Origin of the sequence: Streptomyces sp. NBC_01429 (genome assembly GCF_036231945.1) — a bacterium.
In the GTDB taxonomy this organism is placed as follows: Bacteria; Actinomycetota; Actinomycetes; order Streptomycetales; family Streptomycetaceae; genus Streptomyces.
On the sequence record NZ_CP109599.1, the window covers coordinates 2,855,452 to 2,877,712 of the forward strand.

Consider the following 22,261-nt stretch of genomic DNA (forward strand, 5'->3'; position numbering starts at 1 on the left):
CGCGGCCGATGACCAGTCGGCTCACTCTGTACTGCGCCATGTCCGGAAGAAACGTCACACCTGATTACGGAGCGAGGAGAACCGGCAGGTCAGGAAGGTACGGCGGACGGTGCGCCGTCGGCGTAGGGCACGGGCGACGTCGCGGGGGCGGTTGCGGGAGCGGTCGCGGGGGCGGTCGCGGGGGCCGAGGAGATCGGGGTCACCGAGGGGACCGGGCTCCGGGACGGCGGACCGCTCGCGGGCGCCGTGGACGTGGGGGTCGGCTTCGGGGAACCCGACATGACCGGGTGCGGGGACAGGTGGACGCCCGGGGATCCGGCTCCGCCGCCCGATCCGCCGCCGTCCCCGTCCCCGCCGCCGTCCCCGTCCCCGCCTCCGTTGCCGCCGCCGCCCGATCCGTCGCCGCCGTCCCCGTCTCCGTCACGCGGGCCGTTCCGGTCCCCGCCGCCCCTGAAGGGGCCGGTTCCGGCCTCCTTGAGCAGATCGGCGCAGTACCGCTCGGCGCCCGCCGGGCCCTCGGCCGCCGACTCCAGCGCCTTTCGGCGCCGCGTGTCGATGTCACCGCTCGTGTAGTCGCGGCAGGCGGCGGCGGTCCTGGCGTACCAGCGCGTCGACTCGGCGTCGGCGCCGGGGCCCGGCCGGCCCCGGTGCTCGCCGTCCGGTCCGATCGCCAGGTCGGGGCCGGCCTCGGCGGCCTTCCCGTCCTCGCCGCCTCCGGCCGTCCCGCTGTCGCCCGTGGCCCCGGGGGCCGCCTCGCTCTTGCTCGTACGGCCGCCGTTGCCGGTGACGCCCGCCGCCGACGACACCGGGGCCGAGGGCTCTCCCGTACCGCTCCGACGCGAGGTGTCCGGCGGTACGACCACGGCCGTGCCGCCGGACTCCCCGGACGGGACGGGCCCCTGGGAGGCCCCCGCCGAGACGGAGTTCGCGGGGGCCCGCAGGGTCTCGCCGTCGAACAGCGAGGGCAGCACTCCGGCCGCCGCGGCGACGGCCATCCCGCCGAGCGCGCAGCCGGCCACCGCCGCCACCAGCCTGCCGCGCACGGGGCGGGCGGGGCGGCCGGCGCGCACGGGGCGCGGGGCGCGGGGCACGCGGGTGATCCGTACCGTGCCGGGCAGTTCGCCGGTGCTCGGGCCCAGCGGGCGGCCGGCCGTCGCGCGCGCCTGCCGGAAGGCGGCCAGGGCGGCCTCTTCGCCGGGCAGTTCCGTACCGTTCGCGTACGTAACGGCGTTCATGTCCCGCAGGGCTCTGCCGAGCAGCTCCGACCGGGCCATGACATCGTCGTCAGAGGCCGCGACGGGCTCCCCGCGCAGCAGTCTTTCCGCCGCGTGTTTGTCGAGCCACGCGTCACGTTCGTCGGCCATCACATGTCCCTCTGCGTCCGCAGCCGCGAATGCGTCACACCCGCCGGCGCCGTGGAAACAGACCGTACGCTGCGCTGCGGAGGTACGGCACCGAGCCCCGGGCCCGCGCGTCCGGGGCGCGCCGGAGCAGCGCCGGCGCGGTCCGCCGCCGGGTTCAGCGGGGCGTCCGTACCGCCACTGCCGGTGTCTCCGCCGCTCGTTCCGCCCCGCGCCCCGTCGGGGTCCTCGTCGCCCGCGGCCAGCAGCTCCGCCAGCCGCTTGAGGCCCCGGTGCGCGGCGGTCCGCACGGCGCCCGGCCGCTTGCCCAGCGTCTCGGCGGCGCTCTTCGCGTCGAGTCCGACCACGACCCGCAGCACCACGGCCTCGGCCTGGTCCTGCGGCAGCCGGGCGATGAGCGCCATCGTCCGGCCGGTGTCGAGCGCCTCCATGGCCTCGTCGGCGGTGTCGGACCCGGCGGCCTTCGAGGCGAGTTCCGTCTCGTCCGCGCCGACGGCCGGGCGTCTGCCGCGCATCCGGATGTGGTCGAGGGCTCGGTTACGGGCTATCCGCGCGGTCCAGCCCCGGAAGCGGTCGGCGTCGCCGGTGAAGCGGTCGAGGTCGCGGGCGATCTGGAGCCATGCCTCGGAGGCCACGTCCTCGGCGTCCGGCTCACCGACGAGTGTCCGTAGGTAGCCCAACAGCCGCGGGTGCACCGCGCGGTACACAGTCCGGAACGCGTTCTCGTCCCCGTCCTGTGCCGCGAGCACCGCCGCGGTCAGCTCCGCGTCGTCCCCCAGCACTCTCACAACCTGTCCCGCCAAGCTGTCCTGAAATCGCGGCCGGTCACCGCCGCGCGCCCCCCGCGCCCTGCGAACGCTACGGCTTTCCCGGGTCCGCGTCCATGTCCTGTGCACTCTGCAACATCCTCCGTGGCCTCTTCCGGCCCCTCGGGTGTGACAGAAAACGCGTCCGCGGCGCTGTGTTGAGTACGGGGCCGTGTTGCGGCTCCGGCGGACGACGACCGGGGTCTCTCCTGTGGGGGGTGGCGACCCCGGCCGTCGCTCCCATTTCCACGCTCCGAGCTGGGGAAACGCACGGCCTGGGCCCTGGCGGGGATCGAGCGCTCGGCCGACGTCAGCGGCCCTCCCGGCGCGGGCGGCCTGGCCTGCCGACCGCCTCCACGAAGTCGTTGGACAGCACTGGGGGAAGGTGCGGGGTTCAGGCGCCGCTGACGCCGTTCTCGGTGCCGTGGGCGCGCCGCTCGGTGACGTAGCGGTACAGGGCACCGAGCGCGAGGGCCTGAACGATGGCACCGATCGGGATCGCTATCAGGCCCACGGGGCCGGTGAAGGGGAACAGCAGCGAGGTGGGGGCGGTCACCAGGACGGCCCACACTCCGGCGAAGCCGGCGTCTCCAGAGGAGGAGGCGTAGAAGGCATCCGCAGCGACCCACAGACACACCGCGAGTACGACGCCCAGGTAGCCCAGAGCCAGCGGGTTCGCCAGGTAGTGGCGGAGGGTCTGCGGCAGCGAACGCGAGGCCTTGGCCATGTTGGGTCTCCTGGAAATGCCGGTATGCCCGGTGCGGTGATTGTCTGGCTGACGACCTGAACAATGCCGTCACCTGGCATCCGTCACATGAGTATCCATACTCACGTTCGCATCCGTGAACCGACTCTGCGGCCCGCGCCGTCAGCAGGACAACTTGCGAGAGCCGTCCGGCAGTTGGCCACGCGGCCAGCAGGCCGGACGCCTTACGTGGTCTTGTGAAGCACGATGCCCTCGTTCGTCAGTCCGGCGGTCGCCGAAGCCCTGGTCGGTCGGTGCGCGTGAGGCGAGGCGTGTGGCGAGGCGTGTGGCGAGGGCCTCGCCCTCGATGTCCAGGGTGGGCACGAGCCCGTTCATCCCGGGGGGCATCCACCAGACGCGCCGGCCGATGATGAGCATGGCGGCGGGAACGAGGAGCATGCGCACCAGGAAGGCGTCGAGGAGGACGCCGACGGCGAGGGCGAACCCGACGGTTTTGAGGATGATGTCGTCGGTGAGGGTGAAGCCCGCGAATACGCCGACCATGATGAGGGCGGCGGCGGCCACCACACGGGCGCTGTGGCCGCGACCTCTTCACGCGGTGGCCCGCTCAGGAATCCGCCTCGCCCGTCCGGCTCCCCTTGCCTCCTCGAACGCGCCACAGTCCTTCACGCATCGGGACCGGGAGCACACCGCGGCGCCACTGGACGTCATATATCCAGTGTCTGAAGGGCCATCGGGACACACGGACCGCCACCACCTCGCCCACGTTCCCCACCTCCGAACGATGACCGACTCTCTCGCCAACGGAGAATTCGGCGCTCTTCACATCATTTCCCATCGGTGATCGCGCGTCGCGAGGGACGAATTCGGCATTCGGCCCGCCAGGCCCCGGCCAGGGGAGCCGCCCCGGCACAGAGGGCGCCTCCCCCACAGGGGGCGACCGAGCCACCCGGTCACACGCCACCGGAAGCGACGGCGAGCAATTGTGACCGGATTTGCTCTTTTCGCCCTTCCTTCATGCGGAGATTTCGAAAAGATCGCTGATAGTTTTGTATATTCGCGAAGACCGCGGGGGCGGCTGGGGGATAGGGGGCGGCGGTCGTGACTACGGCAACTGTGTCAACCCGTCTGAGCCACACGTCGTGCGAAGGGGAGACGGAGTGACAGAGCCAGGGCGGGGACCGGACAGTCCGGAAGAAGACCACGGACCACCGGACAGCCGACGGACCACCTCCCGGAAACCCCCCGTGACCGGGACGGACGCCGACCGGCCGGCCGCGTCCATGGACCCGGAACGCACGATGCAGCTCAAGGTCGGCCAGCTCCCGCCCGTCGAACAGCCCCCGCCCGTCGGCCGGTCCAGGGCCGTAGAGCCGCCCGCGTCCGGCGAGCAGACCGGGCCCGTCGACCAGACCATGGCGCTGCGCATCCTGAGGCCGAAGCGGTCCAGCGGCCGGGCCGACCGGCGCAGAGCCGCGCGACCGCCGTCTCCCCTCACCCGCGCCGGCGCGCTGCGGACCTCCCTCGCCGCCCGGGTGGCGCCGTACGCCCGTCGGCTCAGGCCCCGCTATCCGCGGCCGGGCCACACCGGGTGGCGCCGGTGGCTGCCCTCCGGCCGGCAGTGGCTGGGCGGCGCGTCGGTCGCCATCACCCTGAGCGGCATGTTCCTGACCGTCGCCTACGCCACCACGGACATACCTCATGACCTGAACACGTACGCCACCCAGCAGGACAACGTGTACTTCTGGTCCGACGGCACACCCATGGCGCGCACCGGCTGGGTGCAGCGGCAGGCGATGCCCCTGAAGGACATACCCGAGGACGTCCGCTGGGCCGTGCTGGCGGCCGAGAACGAGAGCTTCTACAGCGACCCCGGTGTCTCCCCCAAGGGTCTGACCCGCGCCCTGTGGCGGACGGTCGGCAAGGGCGACACCCAGGGTGGCTCGACCATCACCCAGCAGTACGTGAAGAACGTCTATCTCAACCAGAGCCGGACCGTCGGCCGGAAGTTCGACGAGGCGATGATCGCCCTCAAGCTCGACAACCGGATGAGCAAGGACACGATTCTGGAGGGATACCTCAACACCAGCTGGTTCGGGCGCGGAACGTACGGGATCCAGCGGGCCGCGCAGGCCTATTACGGCAAGGACGTCAGCGAACTCGACGCGAGCCAGGCCGCCGTCCTCGCCTCGCTGCTCAAGGGCGCCGGCCTGTACGACCCGACGTTGAGCGCCGCCAACCACAAACGCGCCGAGGAACGCTGGAGCTGGATCCTCGACCGGATGGTCAAGTTCGGCAAGCTGTCGGCGTCCGAGCGGGCCGGATACCGGACCTTCCCCGAGCCACTCAAGCAGAACCCCCTCTACGACACCGGTCAGCAGAGCGACTACCTGGTGGAACTCGCCTCCCAGTACGCCAAGAAGGCCGGACAGATCTCGGCCAGGGACTTCGACCTGGGCGGCTATCAGATCTACACGACCTTCGACCACGCACGGGAGGCGGCGCTCGACGACGTGGTCGCCGAAGAGCGCAAAAAGGCCCTGCGCAGCGACCCGAAGGCGGCGTCCACCGCCCACTACGGCGCCGCGTCGGTGGCCACCGACGGCCGGATCCTCGCCGTCTACGGCGGACCGGACCACCGCAAGCAGGGCTACAACGAGTCCAACGCCACAACCGTACCGGCCGGTTCTGCCTTCCTGCCGTTCGTGTACGCGGCCGGTCTGGAGCACGGCGTCGTCAAGCAGCGCGACGCGCCCCGCGAACAGGTCACCCCGCAGTCCGTGTACAACGGCGACGACGGTGTGCCCGTCAGTACGCCGGAGGGCCCCTACTGGGATCGCGGCGGCAAGAAGGTCGCCGCCCACAACGACGACCGGAAGTCGTGGGGCCGGCTGACACTGCGCGAGGCGCTCGCCGAGTCGGTGAACACACCGTTCATGCAGCTGGGCATGGACACGGGCCTGGACAAGGTGAAGCAGACGGCCCAGGCCGCCGGGCTGCTGCCCTCCAGCATGGGACCGCAGATACCCGCCCTGTCCCTGGGCAGTTCCACGCCGAGCGCGATCCGCATGGCCAGTGGCTACGCCACGTTCGCCGCCGCCGGGCAGCACACCGAGCCGTACTCCGTGAGCCGTGTCACCCGGAACGGCTCGACCGCGCGGCTGACCGTCCCGGACAAGCGGCGTGCCGTCGACGCCAAGGTCGCCGAGGAGGTGACGCGGGCGCTCACCGACTCCTTCCGGTCGGCCCACCCGGACGCCGCTCCCGCCGGGGCCGCGGTGTCCGGCAAGGCCGGCAGCACCGCCGACTCCACCGCGGCCTGGTACGTCGGCACCGCCCGCGACGTGTCGACGGCCGTCGTCGTCTACCGGATGGATCTGGCCAAGAGCCTCGAACCACTGCCGCTGAAGGGGCTCGCGGAATCGGACACCGACAGCGTTCCGTACGACATTTGGGCGGGCGCCATGAGCCCACTGGGCTGACCGACGGAGCACCGCCCGCCACCCCCCGGACTGGAACCTTCCTCGCAGATTTGAGCCCGCATGAAGCCGACTCCCGGTCGCCGCCGCAAGGCGCGCGCACCCCGCCGCGTCGTCCGTCCCCGTTACCTGATCCTCGCGGCGTCGCTCCTCGTCGTCTGCTCGGTCGTGGCGGGCTACCTGGTGCTGGGCCAGAACGGCGGTGACGCCTCCGCCGCCTCCGGCAGCCAGGACAGATCGGTCGAGCGGAGTTCGACGAAGTCCAGGAAGGAACCCGCCTGGGACGGCACGGTCAAGGTGCTCGGGGACGGGTCGACCTCCTACACCGGCCCGCAGAAGGACCAGCTGCGTGCGGTACCGCTCAAACCGGGCGAGAAACCACCGCAGTTCGTCGTCTTCTCCTGGGACGGAGCGCTGGAGGGCGACGACCGGCTCTTCTCCCACTACCGGGAGCTGGCCAAGGAGTACGACGCCCACATGACCTTCTTCCTCACGGGCATCTATCTGCTGCCCAAGGCCAAGAAGGACCTCTACCTGCCTCCTCAGCATCCGCCGGGCTCGGCCGCGATCAGCTACCCCACGGACGAGCACATCCGCACGACCCTCACCCAGCTCGCCGCGGCCCACCAGGCCGGCAACGAGATCGGCACCCACTTCAACGGCCACTTCTGCGGAGCCAAGGGCGGCGGCGACTGGAGTGTGCCGGAGTGGAAGAGCGAGATCGATCAGTTCTACGACTTCGTGGAGAAGTGGAAGACCAACACCGGCTACCAGGACCTCCCCGCCCTGCCCTTCGACATCCGCAAGGAGGTCGCTGGTGGCCGCGCCCCCTGTCTGGAGGGCCAGCCGAATCTGCTGAAGGCCATGAAGAGCTACGGCTGGCGCTACGACGCGAGTTCGCCCGGCGACTTCCAGATATGGCCGTCCAAGAAGGACGGCATCTGGGACTTTCCGCTGCAGATGCTTCCCTACCCCGGCGGCAAGTACCAGAGCCTGTCGATGGACTTCAACTTCCTCTACAACCAGTCCGAAGGCGAGGTCGAGGGCGATCCGGCCAAGTACGCGGACTGGGAGCAGGAGACCGTCGCCTCTTACATGTCGGGCTTCAACCGCGTCTACTACGGCAGCCGGGCACCCCTGTTCATCGGCAACCACTTCGAGGACTGGAACGGCGGCATCTATATGAAGGCCGTCGACCAGGTGATCGAGAACATCTGCGGCAAGAAGGGCGTCAAGTGCGTGTCCTTCAAGGAGCTGGCCGACTGGCTCGACGTGCAGAAGCCCGAGACCCTGCAGCGTATGCGCGGCCTGGATCCGGCGCAGTCGCCCGACTGGTCCACGGTGGTCAAGTGAGCCCGGAAACGGACCGGTTCCAGTTGTGTGCATCCCTTCACAACTTCCGGGCATCTCATGCGAAGATGCGAACGCCCGGTCTGTGTACCGGCGTAGAAGGGGACATCATTGAAATCGAGAAGAATGAGCCGTAAGCGGAACCGTGTCGGCATAGTCACGGTGGCGGCGGCCTCGGTCGTCGCCGGTCTCGCGCTGCCCAGCTGGAGCGCCGGAGCGGCCGTGGTCGACGACCCGACGGTGGATACGGCGACCAGGGCGACGTTCCAGCAGCTGGCCGACGCGGTCTTCGCCGACCGTACCCAGGCCCTGGTGAGCGGTGCCCGCGACGGGCACAAGAAGCGGACCGAGCAGCGTACGTCCGGCTTCACCGGAAAGGTGAGGCTGTCCGGGACGCAGTCGCGCGAGGAGAGTTCGACCCTCGACGAACTGACCACCCGCAAGTCCCGGCTGGCCGAGCTCGGCGAGAAGTACAGCGGAGCCACCACCAAGGTCACGCTGGACGCCACGCGGGTGAAGGGCCGGCACGCCACGGTCGCCGTCACGGAGACCACGACGCTGTCCTACGCGAAGGCGAAGCGCGCCGAGCCCAGGACCACCGGGTTCCAGGCGCACCACGAACTGACCTTCAAGGCCGGCCACAAGGGCGACTGGCAGCTCACCGGTGTCCAGGACACCGACGACGGCTACCTCGCGGTCAACCAGGTCGCCGAGCCGTCCGTGCCCGCCCAGGCCACGGCCGCCGCCGCCGACCTGCCCTCGGCGACCCGTTCGGCCATCACGACGCCCGCGCCGGCCAAACCGAAGAACTTCACCGCCTCCGGGTACGACTACCAGGCGATGGCGGCCTACGCCACCACGTACTGGAGCAAGTACAACCCGGAGTACCCCAGCTTCGACGGCGCCGGTGCCGGTGGCGACTGCACCAACTTCGTCAGCCAGGCGCTGAAGGCGGGCGGCTGGAAGCACGTCCCCGGTTACACGAACGATTACCAGAAGTGGTTCGGCAACTCCGAGATCCAGTCGTACTCCTTCATCGGCGTCAACGAGTTCTCCTGGTTCGCCCTGTCGTCCCAGCGGGCCACCAGTCTCGCCAACGTCTACCAGATGGACGTCGGCGACGTGCTCCAGCTGGACTTCGACAAGGACGGGTCCAAGGACCACTCCATGATCGTCACGAACCGCACCCAGCAGGGCGTGCCGTACCTCACGTACCACTCCACCAACACCTACAACAGGTCGGTGGCCAGCCTCATCGCGTCGTACCCGAACGCGGCGTACTACGCCTACCGCACCTGACCGGTGACGGGCGTGATCTTCCGGGTCCGCACAGCTCCCGACAACAGCAGCTCTTGACGACGACATGCCTACCTGACATGCGAGCAGGTAGGCACGTCCGCGTCCGCGGGCCGTCGGTCAGCGACGGCAGGGGTGAGGCTCCGGCGCTACTCGGCGGATTCCGTGACCTCGCCCGCCCCTGACGTCTGTTTCCGGTGGCTCATGGAGCCGAGCACCCAGGACACGGCCAGGATCACCGAGGAGCAGAAGAAGAGACGTGCGGCGTCGAAGGCGCCCCATAGGAAACCTGCCACGACGCCCAGGATCAGCACGACGAGCCCGGCACCGAAGAACGCGCGAGAGTTCTTCTCCACTTGGTCCCTCATCATCAGCTTTCTCTCTGACGAGGGGGACCGACGAAGGCCGCCCCCCCCTCGAACCGGTCGGCCTCTACACGCTACCTGCGCCACCAGCTCTTACGATGGGAATTGCGCACATAGCGACGTGTACCGCTACCGGGCCACCGCTTGGCGGCATATCCGACGAAGCCGGCCCGCGCGCCCGAACCGCTCGCGCCGCCCGCGCCGCCGACCCCCGCTCCGTAGATCGCGGCCCGGCCCACACTGCCCCAGGACGCCTTGCGGTTGAACGCCTTCTTGGCCACGCCTCCGGCTATTCCTCCCGCGACCACGGCGCACACCGCCGCCGCGGTTCCGAAGGAGAAGACGCCGCAGGCCACTCCGGCCGCACCGGCCGCCAGTCCCACCCGGTGCCGCTTGACGAAACTCTTGGTCTTGCGCCAGGACTTCCTCCAGCTCCATTTGCCGTCGAGGTCGTAGCAGTTGACGGGATCCGCGTTGCAGTACTCGTAGGCGTTGGCGTTGCCACCCGCGATCGGGTCCACGGACAGGAAGCGTCCGGTGGCCGCGTCGCAGAGGCGGACTCCCGTCAGCGTGACGCCGCTGGGGGTCTCCGTGGAGCGCTGCTTGCCGCCGAGCCAGCCGTAGCGGGTGGCGTCGGTGCCGGGCAGGAGAGTGCCGTACTCGTCGTAGGCGTTGACCACCGGGGTGGCGTCGTCGGTGAGGGGCAGCTGCGTGGCGATGTCGCCGTGCGGGTCGGCCAATTGGAGGACGACGTCGCCGGTCTTGCCGGTGGTGGCGATCAGGTTGCCGGCGAGGTCTTCGACGCTGCGGCTGATGGTGCCGTCGGCCGTCGCGGTCCAGTCCGGGCTGTCGCCCTCGGCCCCGTAGTGGTTGGTCCTGGTGACGGAGGTGCTCCAGGTGTCGTCCTCCGCCTGCTCCTCCGTGGTCCAGGAGGCCAGCCGCGCGGCCGCGTCCAGGAGGTTCCAGGTCGTCCGCCGGGAGTTGGCGGTGATCTGGCGGGCGAGGTCGTTGGCGTAGTAGGCGTTCTGGGCGCCGCCGGCCTGTGCGGTGGTGCGGCCGAAGGCGTCGTAGACCGTGCCGGGGGCGATCAGCCGGTCGGCGCTGTCGTAGGTGGAGTTGACCGTTTCAGTGGTGGGAGCGCCGTCGTCGACGTCGTCCACACTGCCTGCACTTCACGCACGCATCTCGCCACGGAATCGATCAAGTGGACTGGGAGGGACGCCACTTCGCGGGGAGGGTCGGCACTGCGCCCGGGAGGGCGGGTGCGAGCGCCCGTACCGGCGGCGCGGACCGCCGTACGTCCGGTCGTCCCGCGCGGGCGGGAGCGCCGGAGTGACGGCACGTCACCTTCGGACTCCGTGGCCCGCGCCCGCACCCGCGCCGCGGGGCACTCGGCGCCGAGGCCCGAAGCTGGGGTCCGACGCCGGGGTCCGCCGCCGGGGCCCGGCCGCGCGGGTCTCAGCCGCGGGCTCTGGCGCGGCGCGCGACCACCGCGCGCAGTACCCGTCGGCCCTCCGTGGACAGGTCCATGGCCAGGCGCAGCCCGGCGGGGCCGTCCGTCTCGGCGAGGATCTCCAGGATGCGGATCTGGCGACGCAGTTCACCGGCGAGCAGCGGACCGACGCCGACGGCGTCGCCGGTCTCGGCGCCCTCCACCGCGTCCGGTACGGCTGCCGCGTCCTCGCGGCAGCGGGTCAGCCGCTCGGCGGCCGCGGCGTCGCCGCTCGTGTCGCCGACCGCGTCGAGCTTCTGGTGGACCTCCAGCGCGACGACGGAGCAGGTGTCGGCCCAGGTGCGCAGCGGCTCCGCCGCCCACTGCCCGGGGGCGGAGCCGAGCAGGGTCGTGACGAGCGCGGCGGTGACGTCGGGGGCGGTCGGGTCCGTGTCGGCGCCGGGGGGCTTCCGGGCGGCCACGACCTGGTCGAGGGCGAGCCGGGCGGCGGCGAGCCGGCCGGGCCACTCCTGGCCGCCGCTGCCGATGCCCACCCACAGCGGCCGGAAGACGTCGGCGTTCTCGACCGGCAGCGGCAGACAGCGTTCGAGGCAGGCCAGCCCGCTCGCGGCGAGACCTCGCTCATCGGCTTGGTCGATCAGCTTCACCAGGCTCATGCACACGTCTCCTGTCGCGGATCAGTACCGGTCAGTACGGACCGGTACTGACCACTACTGCGCCAAAGGACCGGAAAACGTCACGCGCGCATCGCGCGTAGACCGTGGACAGACCAGGCATAGACGACAGTTGAACGCGGCGGAGCCGCCGTGCTCCCCCTCGCACCCGGCACCCCGCGGCGTCACTCCGTGCCGGACGGCCGCTCCGCAGCCGCCGGGAAGCCGGGGATCCCCAGTCCGTCGAGGAGCCGGGAGAACAGCTCCTCGGCGCCCGACTCCGGCCGCGGCGCGTGCAGCACGTCGAGCAGCGGCTTCGGATCGACCGTGCCGCCCGCCTCGACGGCCCACTCGACGGCCCGCCGCGCCGCGTCCTCCACCGGGAGGAACAGTTCTTCCAGGACCATGCCGCTCACGGCGAGGTGCCGGGCCATCGGCTCGCGCCCCAGACAGGCGTACCAGGAGCCGCCGCGCGGCGCCGCGCCCTCCACCGCCACGCACTCGCCGCCCATGACGAACCCGGAGAGGACCGGCGATCCCACGGCGCGGGCCAGCGCGCCCATGTCACCGATGTCGGGTTCGCCGGGGTGCCGCCACACCTGCCAGCCGCCCGGCCGCTGCTCGTGGAAGGTCAGCCGGTCGCGCAGTGCGGCGAGCGCCGGCAGTTCCGCGAGCGGCTGCTCGCTGCGGCCGACGACGAGATAGCCCCAGAAGCCCATGCCGGCCACTCCCCCGTTCACCCGATTTCACCCCGCCCCCCGTAACCCCGTGTCACGTGGGGCTCCACCCTCACCCGGGACAGGATCGGCCGAACGAGGCCGCACGGACCCGCCACAAGGCCATCACGCTTCACCCCCAAGGGGAGGCACCGCGTCCCCTTGGGCCGCGGTGCCTCCGTACAGCGCGTACAGCGATGCCTCCGTACGCGCTCCTCAGCCGGTCATCAGCCAGTCCCGGCCGTCTTCGCGTCGAGCGCCTTGAACTCGTTCCAGCTCAGCTTCGGCTTCGCCGGGTTCCAGGTCTTCTCCGCCGTCGCCGCCAGCGGCAGCCTGATCCCGGCCGCCACCTGGTCCTGGGTCTGCGCGTTCGGGAAGTCGCCCCAGATGGCGAACATGCCGCCCTGGATCTGCCGCTGGTGCGTCGTGGGCACCGGCTTCGTGCCGCGCACCACCAGCGGGGTCCACTGCTCGTAGATCCGCTGACCGGTCGGGTAGACGAAGGTGTTGGGCTGCCCGAGCACGTAGTAGAGGTACTCGTCGTTGAAGTTCAGCACCTTGCGGCCCTCGTCGAGATACTCCTCGGGCGGTCGCGCGCCCAGCTCCTTGCCGGTCCAGTACTGCACCTCGAAGGCCGGGTCGGCCTTGACGACACCGCCCCTGAACAGCCCGTCGTTCCAGACCTTGAACTTCTTGTCGAACGACTTCAGCGCGGCCGCCCGGTCGTTCGTCCAGCCGGTCGTGAGGTCCTGGACCCGCGCGCCGGAGCCGTACTTGCTCACCGCGGCCCGCGCGAGCTGCGGGTACGACGCCTGCGGATCGCGTACGACCAGCGCCTGGTACTCGTCCGCGCCGAGGTTCCAGTACGGGCCGGGGAAGAGCGCCGCGAACTCGCGGTCCAGCTCGTCCACGAGCTTCGCGGAGGCGGGCTTCGAGATGTCGATCGCGCCCTGGGTGGCCACGCCGCTCGCATTGCGCAGCTGGAGGTCGGGGTGGGCCTTGAGCACGGCGCCGAGGTGTCCGGGCGAGTCGATCTCCGGGACGACGGTGATGTGCAGCTGGTCGGCGAGCGCCAGGATCCCGCGGACGTCGGCCTTGGACAGATGCTGCGCGGAGACGATCTCGGGATGGCTGGTGGACTCGATGCGGAAGCCCTGGTCGTCGGAGAAGTGCAGCCCCAGCATGTTCATCTTGAGGTCGGCCATCTCGCGCATCCGGGCCTCGATCCAGGCCGGGGTGTAGTACTTGCGCGCGATGTCCAGGTTGAGCCCGCGCTGCTGGCGGGCCGGGCTGTCCCGTACGACGCCCTCCGGCATCGTGCCGTCGGCCCGTACGGACTGCTTGAGCGTGCGCGTCCCGTAGAAGACGCCGGCCTGGTCGGGGCCGGTGATCCGGACCCGGCCGTCGCTCGCGGTCAGGGTGTACGACTCGGCGGTGCCCGAACCGCTCTTGAGGGCCAGCTCGACATCGCCCGCGCGGGCGGCGGCGGTGCCCCGGTAGGCGATCTTCAGCTCCCGCGAGAGCAGCTTCCCCTCGTCCGCGAGGTCCTCGCTGCCCCGGGCGATGACGACCCCGCTGTTCGCGCCGGGCTTCCAGCCGGGCCCCCGCGCGGGCTCGTGGGTGCGTACGGAGGGTATGGAGCGCGGCGTGGTGGAGAGCGGATACGTCCGGCTGGGTGACGGGGTGGGCGAGGCGCTCGCCGCCGAGGCCGCGCCCGTGGTCCTCCCCCGCGCGCCGTCCGAGGATCCGTCGTTGTCGCCCCCCGAGCCGCAGCCCGCGGCCGTCGTGGCGGTGGCCAGCGCGACGACCGCGCCGGCTATCCGGGCCCCCGGAGATGACCTCTTCACGTAAACCTCCCATGTGCGGAAACCGCACGACATGGACGTACCGGCAGGTACGTACCGGCCTGCTCCCCGCCGCTCCACCGGTACGTCCGCCGCCGGCCCGTCCGCCGGTACGTACATAACGTACGGCGAAAGCGTGACGCGACTACGGTGAAGGTCCCACGCCGACGGCCGTCCCGCGCGCCGAAACTCTCCCGTCCGGGTGAAGAACGGCGGAAGAACAGGCATTGCCTTCCGACCGTCGATAGCCTTTACGGCACATCCGCACCAGGCGCTCAACCGGGTGCTCAGCCAGGCACTCAACCGCCCCGCGGCGGGAGCCCGCCGGCCGAGCCCTCCAGCCACCCGGGCTCTTTCTCACCACACCTTTTTTCTCACCCGTACGGGCTCTCCACGCAACCTTCACGCCCGTACGCACGTCTGCCCATACGCCCGCCCCCGTCCCCACCCCGTCCCTCCCTCTACCTCTGCCACCCCGCGTTCGAGGAGCCACCACTGTCCCGCGCACCCACCGCCGGCCCGCCGCACGGCCTCCAGCGCTTCAACGCCGCCCCGCCGGCCGTCGTCGAGACCGCGCTGCTCGGCTGCCTCGGCAGCGGCCGCTGGGCCCGGCGGATCGCCGCGCACCGCCCGTACCCCGATCTGGACTCGCTGCTCGCGGCGTCCGACGAGGCGGGCTACGACCTCTCGTTCAGCGATCTCGCGGAGGCCCTCGCCGCCGAGACGCCCTCCGCGCCGCCGCCCGGCGCGCCGCCCGCAGCCACCACCGCGCTGCGCGCCGCGCACGCCGCGTACGAGAGCCGCTTCGGCCACGCCTTCGTGATCGGCCTGGACGGCCGGCGGCCCGAGGAGTCCCTCGGTCACGTCCTGGCCGCCATCAGGACCCGGCTCGGTCACGATCCCGACCACGAGCGGTCGGTCTCCGCCGACGAGCTGCGCCGACTCGCCCGGAGCCGGCTCACCCGGCTGACCGAGGACCCGCCCCGGCTGGTGGGACGGCAGCCCGGCCCGGGAGCGGGGTTCCCGGGGTGTCCGGATAGCCCGTCCGTGGCCGTTTGATTGCCTGTTTGATCACACCTGGGTACCCCGCGCGAACGAACCGACAACTCGTCGCTACGATGGCCGGGGCCGGTGGACCGTACCCGGCCGGGCGCGACCGACACCACTGTGCTTGATTGAGTAGAAGATGGCGGCCGGCCCCGATCCCCGCTCCCGGAGGGTTTTTCCGTGCCGGCTGGAACGCTGTACCGCGGCCGGGAAGGAATGTGGTCGTGGGTGGCTCATCGAGTCACCGGCGTGCTCATCTTTTTCTTCCTGTTCGTACACGTGCTCGACACCGCTCTCGTCCGTGTCTCACCCGAGGCGTACGACGATGTCGTGGCGACCTACAAGACACCGGTCGTCGCGCTGCTCGAGTACGGCCTCGTGGCCGCCATCCTCTTCCACGCGCTCAACGGCCTCCGGGTCATCGCCGTGGACTTCTGGTCCAAGGGCCCCCGCTACCAGAAGCAGATGCTCTGGTCCGCCGTGGGCATCTGGATCATCCTGATGGTGGGCGCCCTCTACCCCGTGCTCGGCCACGCCGTACGCGAAGTCTTCGGGAGCTGAGAGACCGCATGTCCACTGACACCACGTCTTCCGCGATCAGTCCCGTCGAGGGCGAGAGCCTGTACGACGCCGACTTCCCGGCTCCGGTCATCGAGCCGCCGCGCAAGCGCACCGCCAAGACCCCGAAGACGACCAGGGGCAACTTCGAGATGGCCGCGTGGCTCTTCATGCGGCTGTCCGGAATCGTGCTGGTCGTCCTGGTCCTGGGCCACCTGCTGATCCAGCTCGTGCTCGACGGCGGCGTGTCCAAGATCGGCTTCGCCTTCGTGGCCGGCCGCTGGGCGTCCCCGTTCTGGCAGGTCTGGGACCTCGCGATGCTGTGGCTGGCGATGCTGCACGGCGGCAATGGCCTGCGCACGATCATCAACGACTACGCGGAGCGCACCAACACGCGCCTGTGGCTCAAGGGCCTGCTGTACACCGCCACGGTGTTCACCATCCTTCTCGGCTCGCTGGTGATCTTCACCTTCGACCCGAACATCCGCTAAAGCCGGGGCTGACGAGACTTCATGAAGATCCATAAGTACGACACCGTCATCGTCGGCGCCGGTGGCGCCGGTATGCGCGCGGCCATCGAGTCGACCAAGCGCAGCCGTACCGCCGTGCTGACGAAGCTGTACCCCACCCGCTCACACACGGGCGCCGCGCAGGGCGGCATGGCCGCCGCGCTCGCCAACGTGGAGGAGGACAACTGGGAGTGGCACACCTTCGACACGATCAAGGGCGGCGACTACCTGGTCGACCAGGACGCCGCCGAGATCCTGGCGAAGGAGGCCATCGACGCGGTCCTCGACCTGGAGAAGATGGGCCTGCCGTTCAACCGCACCCCGGACGGCACCATCGACCAGCGCCGCTTCGGCGGCCACTCGCGCAACCACGGCGAGGCGCCGGTCCGCAGGTCCTGCTACGCGGCGGACCGCACCGGCCACATGATCCTCCAGACGCTGTACCAGAACTGCGTCAAGGAGGGCGTGGAGTTCTTCAACGAGTTCTACGTCCTGGACCAGCTCCTGACCGAGGTCGACGGGGTCAAGAAGTCCGCCGGTGTGGTCGCCTACGAGCTGGCCACCGGCGAGATCCACGTCTTCCAGGCGAAGGCGGTCATCTACGCGTCCGGCGGCACCGGCAAGTTCTTCAAGGTGACCTCGAACGCGCACACGCTGACCGGTGACGGCCAGGCCGCGTGCTACCGGCGCGGGCTGCCGCTGGAGGACATGGAGTTCTTCCAGTTCCACCCGACGGGCATCTGGCGCATGGGCATCCTGCTGACGGAGGGCGCCCGCGGTGAGGGCGGCATCCTCCGCAACAAGGACGGCGAGCGCTTCATGGAGAAGTACGCGCCCGTCATGAAGGACCTCGCCTCCCGCGACGTCGTCTCGCGCTCCATCTACACGGAGATCCGCGAGGGCCGCGGCTGCGGTCCCGAGGGCGACCACGTCTACCTCGACCTCACGCACCTGCCGCCGGAGCAGCTGGACGCCAAGCTGCCCGACATCACCGAGTTCGCGCGGACGTACCTGGGCATCGAGCCGTACACGGACCCGATCCCGATCCAGCCGACCGCGCACTACGCCATGGGCGGCATCCCCACCAACGTGACCGGTGAGGTCCTCTCGGACAACACCACGGTCGTCCCTGGCCTGTACGCGGCCGGCGAGGTGGCGTGCGTCTCGGTGCACGGCGCCAACCGGCTCGGCACCAACTCGCTGCTGGACATCAACGTCTTCGGGCGCAGGTCCGGCATCGCCGCCGCCGAGTACTCCGCGGCCAACGACTACGTCGAGCTGCCCGAGAACCCGGCCGAACTGGTCGAGACCCAGGTGGAGCGGCTGCGCAACTCCACGGGCAAGGAGCGGGTCGCCGAGCTGCGCCTGGAGCTCCAGGAGTGCATGGACGCCAACGTGATGGTGTTCCGTACCGAGCAGACGATCAAGACGGCCGTCGAGAAGATCGGCGAGCTGCGCGAGCGCTATCTGAACGTGTCCGTCCAGGACAAGGGCCGGCGCTTCAACACGGATCTGCTGGAGGCCATCGAGCTGGGCAACCTGCTCGACCTGGCCGAGGTCATGGCCGTGTCCGCGCTCGCCCGCAAGGAGTCGCGCGGCGGTCACTACCGCGAGGACTTCCCGAACCGCGACGACGTCAACTTCATGCGCCACACCATGGCGTACCGCGAGGTGGGCGACGACGGTGCCGAGTCGATCCGGCTCGACTACAAGCCGGTCGTCCAGACCCGCTACCAGCCGATGGAGCGTAAGTACTGATGGCTACCCCGACCATGGACAAGCTGGAGGCGCTGGAGGCGGACTCCACCTCCTCCCACCTCATCGCTGTCACCTTCCGGATCCGCCGGTTCAACCCGGAGGTCTCCGACGAGGTCCAGTGGCAGGACTTCCAGATCGACATCGATCCCAAGGAGCGTGTCCTCGACGCCCTCCACAAGATCAAGTGGGATCTCGACGGCACGCTCACCTTCCGGCGCTCCTGCGCGCACGGCATCTGCGGCTCGGACGCGATGCGGATCAACGGCCGTAACCGGCTGGCGTGCAAGACGCTGATCAAGGACCTGATCGCGGTCGACAAGAACGGGACGGTCACCAAGCCCGTCACGGTCGAGCCCATCAAGGGGCTGACGGTCCTCAAGGACCTGATCGTCGACATGGACCCGTTCTTCCAGGCGTACCGCGACGTGATGCCCTTCCTGGTCACCAGCGGGAACGAGCCGACCCGTGAGCGGCTCCAGTCCGCCGAGGACCGCGAGCGCTTCGACGACACCACCAAGTGCATCCTGTGCGCCGCGTGCACGTCGTCCTGCCCGGTGTTCTGGAACGACGGCCAGTACTTCGGTCCCGCCGCGATCGTGAACGCGCACCGCTTCATCTTCGACTCGCGCGACGAGGCCGGGGAGCAGCGCCTGGAGATCCTCAACGACAAGGACGGCGTGTGGCGTTGCCGCACCACGTTCAACTGCACGGACGCCTGCCCGCGCGGTATCGAGGTCACGAAGGCCATCCAGGAAGTCAAGCGCGCGCTGATCACGCGCCGTTTCTGACCGTACGGCCCAGCACGGCCGGAGGCCCGTTTCCGTAGGTACGGAAACGGGCCTCCGCTGTGTCAGGATCGAAGTGCCGACAGCATCAGGAGAGCGGGGAGAGATGAGCGAGCCGAATCCGCACGCGGACGGTGGGTACAACTGGGGGCCGCCGGGAGGGACGGCTCCGGAGGGACCGACTCCGCACGGGCCGTCGGGGACACCGGCCGGGACGCCGACCGGCTCTCCCGAGTACGACTTCCCGACGCCGACGCTCGCCGACGGGACGCCCGCCGGCAGTGGCACACCGGCCTACGGTTACCCGGCCGCCCCGCCCGGATACGGCTACCCGCAGCAGGGGCCCGCGTACGCGGAGCAGTTGCCCGTGCCGATGGGCGCGGGCGGCGGGACGCCGGTGCTGTCGATCGGTGACATCACGGTCGTGGGCGACCAGATCATCACTCCTTCGGGGACGATCCCGCTGCGCGGCGCGGTGTGGAACGCCACGGACATGTCCCGCACGGAGGAGCGCATCCCGCCGGTCGCCATCGTGCTGGCGATCGTCTTCGCGCTGCTGTGCCTGGTCGGTCTGCTCTTCCTCCTGATGAAGGAGAAGAAGACGACCGGCTTCATCCAGATCACGGTCACGGGCGGCGGCAGGCACCACGCGACGATGGTCCCGGCCAACCATCCGAACGCCTTCCAGATGGTCATGGGCCAGGTCAACTACGGGCGTTCGCTCAGCAGCATGTGAGGACGCGCGGGGCCGTCCGCGGTGTCGGGCCGGGCCGGTAGGGGGAGTTAGGGGTGCTGGGCGCGGGTCACGTCGCCCTAGCCTGATCTCCGGCCTCACCCCTGCCCCCGCGGCCGGTCCGATCGACGAACAGGGAGCCCCAGCGTGGCGACGGTACTCATCACCGGGTGCAGCAGCGGTATCGGCCTGGAGACGGCCCTGGCCTTCGCGAGGCGGGGCGATGTCACGTACGCCTCGATGCGGAACCCGGCGAAGGCGGCGCGGCTGCGCGAGCGCGCCGACGCCGAGGGGCTCGCACTCGACGTGGTGGCCCTGGACGTCACCGACGACGCCTCGGTGACGGAGGCGGTGCGCGTGGTGGAGAGCCGGCACGGGGCCGTCGACGTCCTGGTCAACAACGCCGGGGTCAACCATGTCGGCGCGGTGGAGGCCACGCCGCTGGACGAGGCGCGGGCCGTGCTGGAGACCAACTTCTGGGGACCGCTGCGCACTCTGCGGGCCGTCCTGCCGGCGATGCGGGAGCGCGGCTCCGGAGTCGTCGTCAACGTCAGCTCCCTGGCGGGCCGCACCTGGTCGGTGCCGTACGGCGGCTTCTACGCGGCGGGCAAGTCCGGGCTGGGGGCGATCAGCGAGGCGCTCGCGGGTGAGGTCGCGCGGTTCGGCGTGCGGGTCGTCTGCCTCGAACCGGGCAGCTTCGCCACGGACGTGCACACCAACGCGTTCGCGCGCGAGGTCGCGGCGGACAATCCGTACGGCGCTGACGAGACCTGGCTGCGCCTGTTCATGGAGCGCACCGCCGAGTCGGCAGCCGACGCGAGCCTGGTGGCCGACGCGGTCATCGCCGCCGCCACCGACCCCGCCACCCCGCTGCACGCGCCGGTCGGCGAGGAGGCCGCGATGGCCATCGACATGGTCGGCAAGGTCGGCTTCGACGACTGGCTGCCGCACTTCGTCCACCACGCCGAGGCGGTGGCGGGCCCGCGCCCGGCCGTCTAGGGTCTTTCGTTTGGATCAGGCCGGATGAGGGAGCGGGGTCTGGTGCCGTGGATCGCAAGGCGGAGGAGGGAGCCCACGCGGAGCGGATGGGGTCTCCCCTGGTCGAGCGAAGCCGAGACCTTGGGGATGACTGACGACAACCGGCGAGGCGCGGTGCCAGGGCTCGCGAGCCCGGCATGATCCAAACGAGAGGCCCTAGGGCCTCTCGTCCTGCCCGAAGTCCGTTCGGGCCGGGGACCTCCCGGCGGCTCAACTCTCCTTCTCCCTCCTGCCGTCCGGCCCCGATACGTCCGGAATATCGTCGTCCGGGCGGCACTTGGGGCTGCCGCACTGGCACGGCGGCCACGCGCGCGACAGCGTCGGCGCCGGTTCGGCCGCCCGCCAGGAGGTCCCGTCCTCGTCCCACTGGGACGCCCACTGCGCGTCCCACCCGGGCGCCGGGTCCGGGCCCCACGCGCGCATGAAGTCCCGCATCTCCGGGGCCGGTTCCTCGCGCGGCATGATCAGCGTGCCGTCCGAGCCGAACGTCCCGGTCAGGAGCGACAGCCACCAGCGCGCCTCGCTTCCTCCCGTCATACGGCCGGCTCCCCGGCCCCGCGCCGCGCCCGGCCCGGCAACTCGGCGGGGGCGGGCGACCCGTCCGGGGCATCCGTCCCCGTATCGGTGGTTCGGTCACGCATGAGGGATGTACCTTCCGTTATCTCGTACTCGCTTTCCGTGTTCAAGTCTCGGTGTCCGCGAGCACGTGCACCAGGCATCGGGCCATGACATGGCGTTGGTCATGACGGAGGAACACGCAGATGACGGCAGAGACCAGCGCGCCGGACCCCACCTCCTCGCTGCTCGCCTTCTTCGGCAGCGAGCTGAGGCGTATCCGCACGGTCTCCGGGGTCTCCCAGGACGAGGCGGCGACCCGCGCCCACACCACGCAGTCCATGATCAGCAAGGTGGAGGCGGCCAAGCGCGTACCGTCCGAGGACCTGGCCCGCGACCTGGACCTGGCCTTCACCACCGACGGGCATTTCGAGCGCCTGTACCCGCTCGTCATCACGTACGCGTATCCGTCGTGGTTTCTTCCGTTCGTCGAACTCGAACGCGAGGCGACGGCGATGCGGGTATTCGAAAGTCAGATCGTTCCCGGGCTCTTACAGACGGAGGAGTACGCACGCGCCATGCTGAACGCCGTACGGCCGGAAAACCTCGACGGTCTCATTGCGGCACGTATGACGCGACAGGAAGTATTCGAAAGGGAGTCACCTCCCCGTACATGGTTCGTCATGGACGAGAACGTGTTGCTCCGGCCCATCGGCGGCGCCGCCGTCATGCGTCACCAGCTCGCGCGCCTGCTCCAGCAGGGGCGGGATCCACGCTGTGTGATCCAGGTCGTCCCCCGCACGGTCCCCGCCCATGCCGGGCTCGCCGGCCCCTTCACCGTGCTCAGTTTCGAGGAGGGGGCCGATGTGCTCTATGTCGACGGCTTCTCCCAGGGCCGAACCGCCCTGGACACGCATGAGATCGCCACCGCCACCTACTCCTTCGATCTGCTGCGGGCGGTGGCGCTCTCACCCGAGGAATCCGCCGGCCTGATCAGCGGGCATCTGGAAGGACTGGAACGATGATCGGCACGAACAAGCTCTCCGGCGCGTGGCGGAGCAGCAGTTACAGCACCAACGGCGCCAACTGCATAGAGGTGAGCGACGCGTTCGCGCGCTCGGTTCCGGTCCGTGACTCCAAGAACCCGGGCGGACCGGCGCTCGTCTTCCCGCAGTGGGCCTTCTCGTCGTTCATCCGGGCCGTCCAGCGCGGCGAGTTCATAGCCTCCTGATCAGCCCGGCCGCCCGAT

22 protein-coding genes are annotated in these 22,261 nt (G+C 70.3%); 12 read left to right on the forward strand and 10 right to left on the reverse strand.

Translation table 11 applies throughout. The features are described from left to right. Positions 1-89 precede the first annotated feature (89 nt). From OG627_RS12060 to OG627_RS12075, 4 genes are all read right to left on the reverse strand, one after another. Complete coding sequence (locus OG627_RS12060; RefSeq protein WP_329064268.1) at positions 90-1,364, reverse strand: hypothetical protein; 1,275 nt, start codon at positions 1,362-1,364, stop codon at positions 90-92. Continuing rightward, positions 1,364-2,143, reverse strand: coding sequence for an RNA polymerase sigma factor (locus OG627_RS12065; protein ID WP_329064269.1), 780 nt, complete (start codon positions 2,141-2,143; stop codon positions 1,364-1,366). Before OG627_RS12065 ends, OG627_RS12060 begins: the two co-directional genes overlap by 1 nt. Before the next feature lie 418 nt (positions 2,144-2,561). Further along, entirely contained in the window at positions 2,562-2,894 is a 333-nt protein-coding gene (locus OG627_RS12070; protein WP_329064271.1) for an SCO4225 family membrane protein, read from the reverse strand. A 141-nt stretch (positions 2,895-3,035) separates the two neighbouring features. Next, the gene (locus OG627_RS12075; RefSeq protein WP_329064273.1) at positions 3,036-3,440 is read right to left on the reverse strand and encodes an MMPL family transporter; all 405 of its coding nucleotides are present in this window, start codon (positions 3,438-3,440) and stop codon (positions 3,036-3,038) included. Between the two features lie 734 nt (positions 3,441-4,174). On the opposite strand from OG627_RS12075, the gene OG627_RS12080 reads away from it, so the two are divergent. The 3 genes from OG627_RS12080 (at position 4,175) to OG627_RS12090 (ending at position 9,001) form a co-directional block, all read left to right on the forward strand. Further along, positions 4,175-6,355, forward strand: coding sequence for a transglycosylase domain-containing protein (locus OG627_RS12080; RefSeq protein ID WP_443073617.1), 2,181 nt, complete (start codon positions 4,175-4,177; stop codon positions 6,353-6,355). 60 nt (positions 6,356-6,415) lie between these two features. Next, positions 6,416-7,705, forward strand: a complete 1,290-nt coding sequence (locus OG627_RS12085; RefSeq protein WP_329064276.1) for a hypothetical protein — start codon at positions 6,416-6,418, stop codon at positions 7,703-7,705. Positions 7,706-7,828: 123 nt separating this feature from the next. After that, the gene (locus OG627_RS12090; protein ID WP_329064278.1) at positions 7,829-9,001 is read left to right on the forward strand and encodes an amidase domain-containing protein; all 1,173 of its coding nucleotides are present in this window, start codon (positions 7,829-7,831) and stop codon (positions 8,999-9,001) included. Positions 9,002-9,147: 146 nt separating this feature from the next. Here the strand turns inward: OG627_RS12090 and OG627_RS12095 are convergent, their stop codons facing one another. The 5 genes from OG627_RS12095 to OG627_RS12115 form a co-directional block, all read right to left on the reverse strand. Continuing rightward, positions 9,148-9,354, reverse strand: a complete 207-nt coding sequence (locus OG627_RS12095; protein ID WP_329064280.1) for a hypothetical protein — start codon at positions 9,352-9,354, stop codon at positions 9,148-9,150. A gap of 83 nt (positions 9,355-9,437) precedes the next feature. Next, on the reverse strand, positions 9,438-10,523 hold the full coding sequence (locus tag OG627_RS12100) for an RHS repeat-associated core domain-containing protein (RefSeq protein ID WP_329064282.1): 1,086 nt from the start codon (positions 10,521-10,523) through the stop codon (positions 9,438-9,440). 298 nt (positions 10,524-10,821) lie between these two features. Next, entirely contained in the window at positions 10,822-11,472 is a 651-nt protein-coding gene (locus OG627_RS12105; RefSeq protein WP_329064284.1) for a hypothetical protein, read from the reverse strand. 182 nt (positions 11,473-11,654) lie between these two features. Next, complete coding sequence (locus OG627_RS12110; protein ID WP_329064286.1) at positions 11,655-12,209, reverse strand: hypothetical protein; 555 nt, start codon at positions 12,207-12,209, stop codon at positions 11,655-11,657. A 203-nt stretch (positions 12,210-12,412) separates the two neighbouring features. Beyond that, the gene (locus tag OG627_RS12115; RefSeq protein ID WP_443073460.1) at positions 12,413-14,065 is read right to left on the reverse strand and encodes a beta-N-acetylhexosaminidase; all 1,653 of its coding nucleotides are present in this window, start codon (positions 14,063-14,065) and stop codon (positions 12,413-12,415) included. A 114-nt stretch (positions 14,066-14,179) separates the two neighbouring features. Here OG627_RS12115 and OG627_RS35475 point away from each other — a divergent pair, with 114 nt between their 5' ends. The 7 genes from OG627_RS35475 to OG627_RS12150 all read left to right on the forward strand — a co-directional run bounded on the left by OG627_RS35475 (position 14,180) and on the right by OG627_RS12150 (position 20,418). Then, positions 14,180-15,088, forward strand: a complete 909-nt coding sequence (locus OG627_RS35475; protein ID WP_443073461.1) for a 2-oxo-4-hydroxy-4-carboxy-5-ureidoimidazoline decarboxylase — start codon at positions 14,180-14,182, stop codon at positions 15,086-15,088. 168 nt (positions 15,089-15,256) lie between these two features. Continuing rightward, on the forward strand, positions 15,257-15,637 hold the full coding sequence (gene sdhC / locus OG627_RS12125) for a succinate dehydrogenase, cytochrome b556 subunit (protein ID WP_329064289.1): 381 nt from the start codon (positions 15,257-15,259) through the stop codon (positions 15,635-15,637). Positions 15,638-15,645: 8 nt separating this feature from the next. Continuing rightward, positions 15,646-16,125, forward strand: a complete 480-nt coding sequence (locus OG627_RS12130; protein ID WP_114626871.1) for a succinate dehydrogenase hydrophobic membrane anchor subunit — start codon at positions 15,646-15,648, stop codon at positions 16,123-16,125. 21 nt (positions 16,126-16,146) lie between these two features. Next, complete coding sequence (gene sdhA / locus OG627_RS12135; protein WP_329064294.1) at positions 16,147-17,901, forward strand: succinate dehydrogenase flavoprotein subunit; 1,755 nt, start codon at positions 16,147-16,149, stop codon at positions 17,899-17,901. Next, positions 17,901-18,689 carry a succinate dehydrogenase iron-sulfur subunit gene (locus OG627_RS12140; RefSeq protein ID WP_329064295.1) on the forward strand — a complete coding sequence of 263 codons (789 nt, stop codon included), beginning with the start codon at positions 17,901-17,903 and terminating at the stop codon, positions 18,687-18,689. The genes sdhA and OG627_RS12140 overlap by 1 nt, the downstream gene beginning before the upstream one ends. A 103-nt stretch (positions 18,690-18,792) precedes the next feature. Next, positions 18,793-19,422: a hypothetical protein gene (locus tag OG627_RS12145; protein WP_329064297.1), complete on the forward strand. Its 630-nt coding sequence runs from the start codon at positions 18,793-18,795 to the stop codon at positions 19,420-19,422. A gap of 144 nt (positions 19,423-19,566) precedes the next feature. Next, positions 19,567-20,418: an SDR family oxidoreductase gene (locus OG627_RS12150; RefSeq protein WP_329064299.1), complete on the forward strand. Its 852-nt coding sequence runs from the start codon at positions 19,567-19,569 to the stop codon at positions 20,416-20,418. 249 nt (positions 20,419-20,667) lie between these two features. Here the strand turns inward: OG627_RS12150 and OG627_RS12155 are convergent, their stop codons facing one another. Beyond that, positions 20,668-20,994: a hypothetical protein gene (locus OG627_RS12155; RefSeq protein ID WP_329064301.1), complete on the reverse strand. Its 327-nt coding sequence runs from the start codon at positions 20,992-20,994 to the stop codon at positions 20,668-20,670. Positions 20,995-21,218: 224 nt separating this feature from the next. Between OG627_RS12155 and OG627_RS12160 the strand changes: the two genes are divergently transcribed. Both OG627_RS12160 and OG627_RS12165 read left to right on the forward strand, forming a co-directional pair. Then, the gene (locus tag OG627_RS12160; protein ID WP_329064303.1) at positions 21,219-22,037 is read left to right on the forward strand and encodes a helix-turn-helix domain-containing protein; all 819 of its coding nucleotides are present in this window, start codon (positions 21,219-21,221) and stop codon (positions 22,035-22,037) included. Continuing rightward, positions 22,034-22,243: a DUF397 domain-containing protein gene (locus OG627_RS12165; protein ID WP_329064305.1), complete on the forward strand. Its 210-nt coding sequence runs from the start codon at positions 22,034-22,036 to the stop codon at positions 22,241-22,243. Before OG627_RS12160 ends, OG627_RS12165 begins: the two co-directional genes overlap by 4 nt. Positions 22,244-22,261 lie beyond the last annotated feature (18 nt).

Coding starts and splice junctions, on each gene's coding strand:
- OG627_RS12060 (WP_329064268.1), bottom strand. CDS start 1,364: ATGGCCGACGAACGTGACGCGTGGCTCGACAAACACGCGGCGGAAAGA.
- OG627_RS12070 (WP_329064271.1), bottom strand. CDS start 2,894: ATGGCCAAGGCCTCGCGTTCGCTGCCGCAGACCCTCCGCCACTACCTG.
- OG627_RS12080 (WP_443073617.1), top strand. CDS start 4,175: ATGCAGCTCAAGGTCGGCCAGCTCCCGCCCGTCGAACAGCCCCCGCCC.
- OG627_RS12085 (WP_329064276.1), top strand. CDS start 6,416: ATGAAGCCGACTCCCGGTCGCCGCCGCAAGGCGCGCGCACCCCGCCGC.
- OG627_RS12090 (WP_329064278.1), top strand. CDS start 7,829: ATGAGCCGTAAGCGGAACCGTGTCGGCATAGTCACGGTGGCGGCGGCC.
- OG627_RS12105 (WP_329064284.1), bottom strand. CDS start 11,472: ATGAGCCTGGTGAAGCTGATCGACCAAGCCGATGAGCGAGGTCTCGCC.
- OG627_RS12115 (WP_443073460.1), bottom strand. CDS start 14,065: ATGTCGTGCGGTTTCCGCACATGGGAGGTTTACGTGAAGAGGTCATCT.
- OG627_RS12130 (WP_114626871.1), top strand. CDS start 15,646: ATGTCCACTGACACCACGTCTTCCGCGATCAGTCCCGTCGAGGGCGAG.
- sdhA (WP_329064294.1), top strand. CDS start 16,147: ATGAAGATCCATAAGTACGACACCGTCATCGTCGGCGCCGGTGGCGCC.
- OG627_RS12140 (WP_329064295.1), top strand. CDS start 17,901: ATGGCTACCCCGACCATGGACAAGCTGGAGGCGCTGGAGGCGGACTCC.
- OG627_RS12145 (WP_329064297.1), top strand. CDS start 18,793: ATGAGCGAGCCGAATCCGCACGCGGACGGTGGGTACAACTGGGGGCCG.
- OG627_RS12155 (WP_329064301.1), bottom strand. CDS start 20,994: ATGACGGGAGGAAGCGAGGCGCGCTGGTGGCTGTCGCTCCTGACCGGG.
- OG627_RS12160 (WP_329064303.1), top strand. CDS start 21,219: ATGACGGCAGAGACCAGCGCGCCGGACCCCACCTCCTCGCTGCTCGCC.
- OG627_RS12165 (WP_329064305.1), top strand. CDS start 22,034: ATGATCGGCACGAACAAGCTCTCCGGCGCGTGGCGGAGCAGCAGTTAC.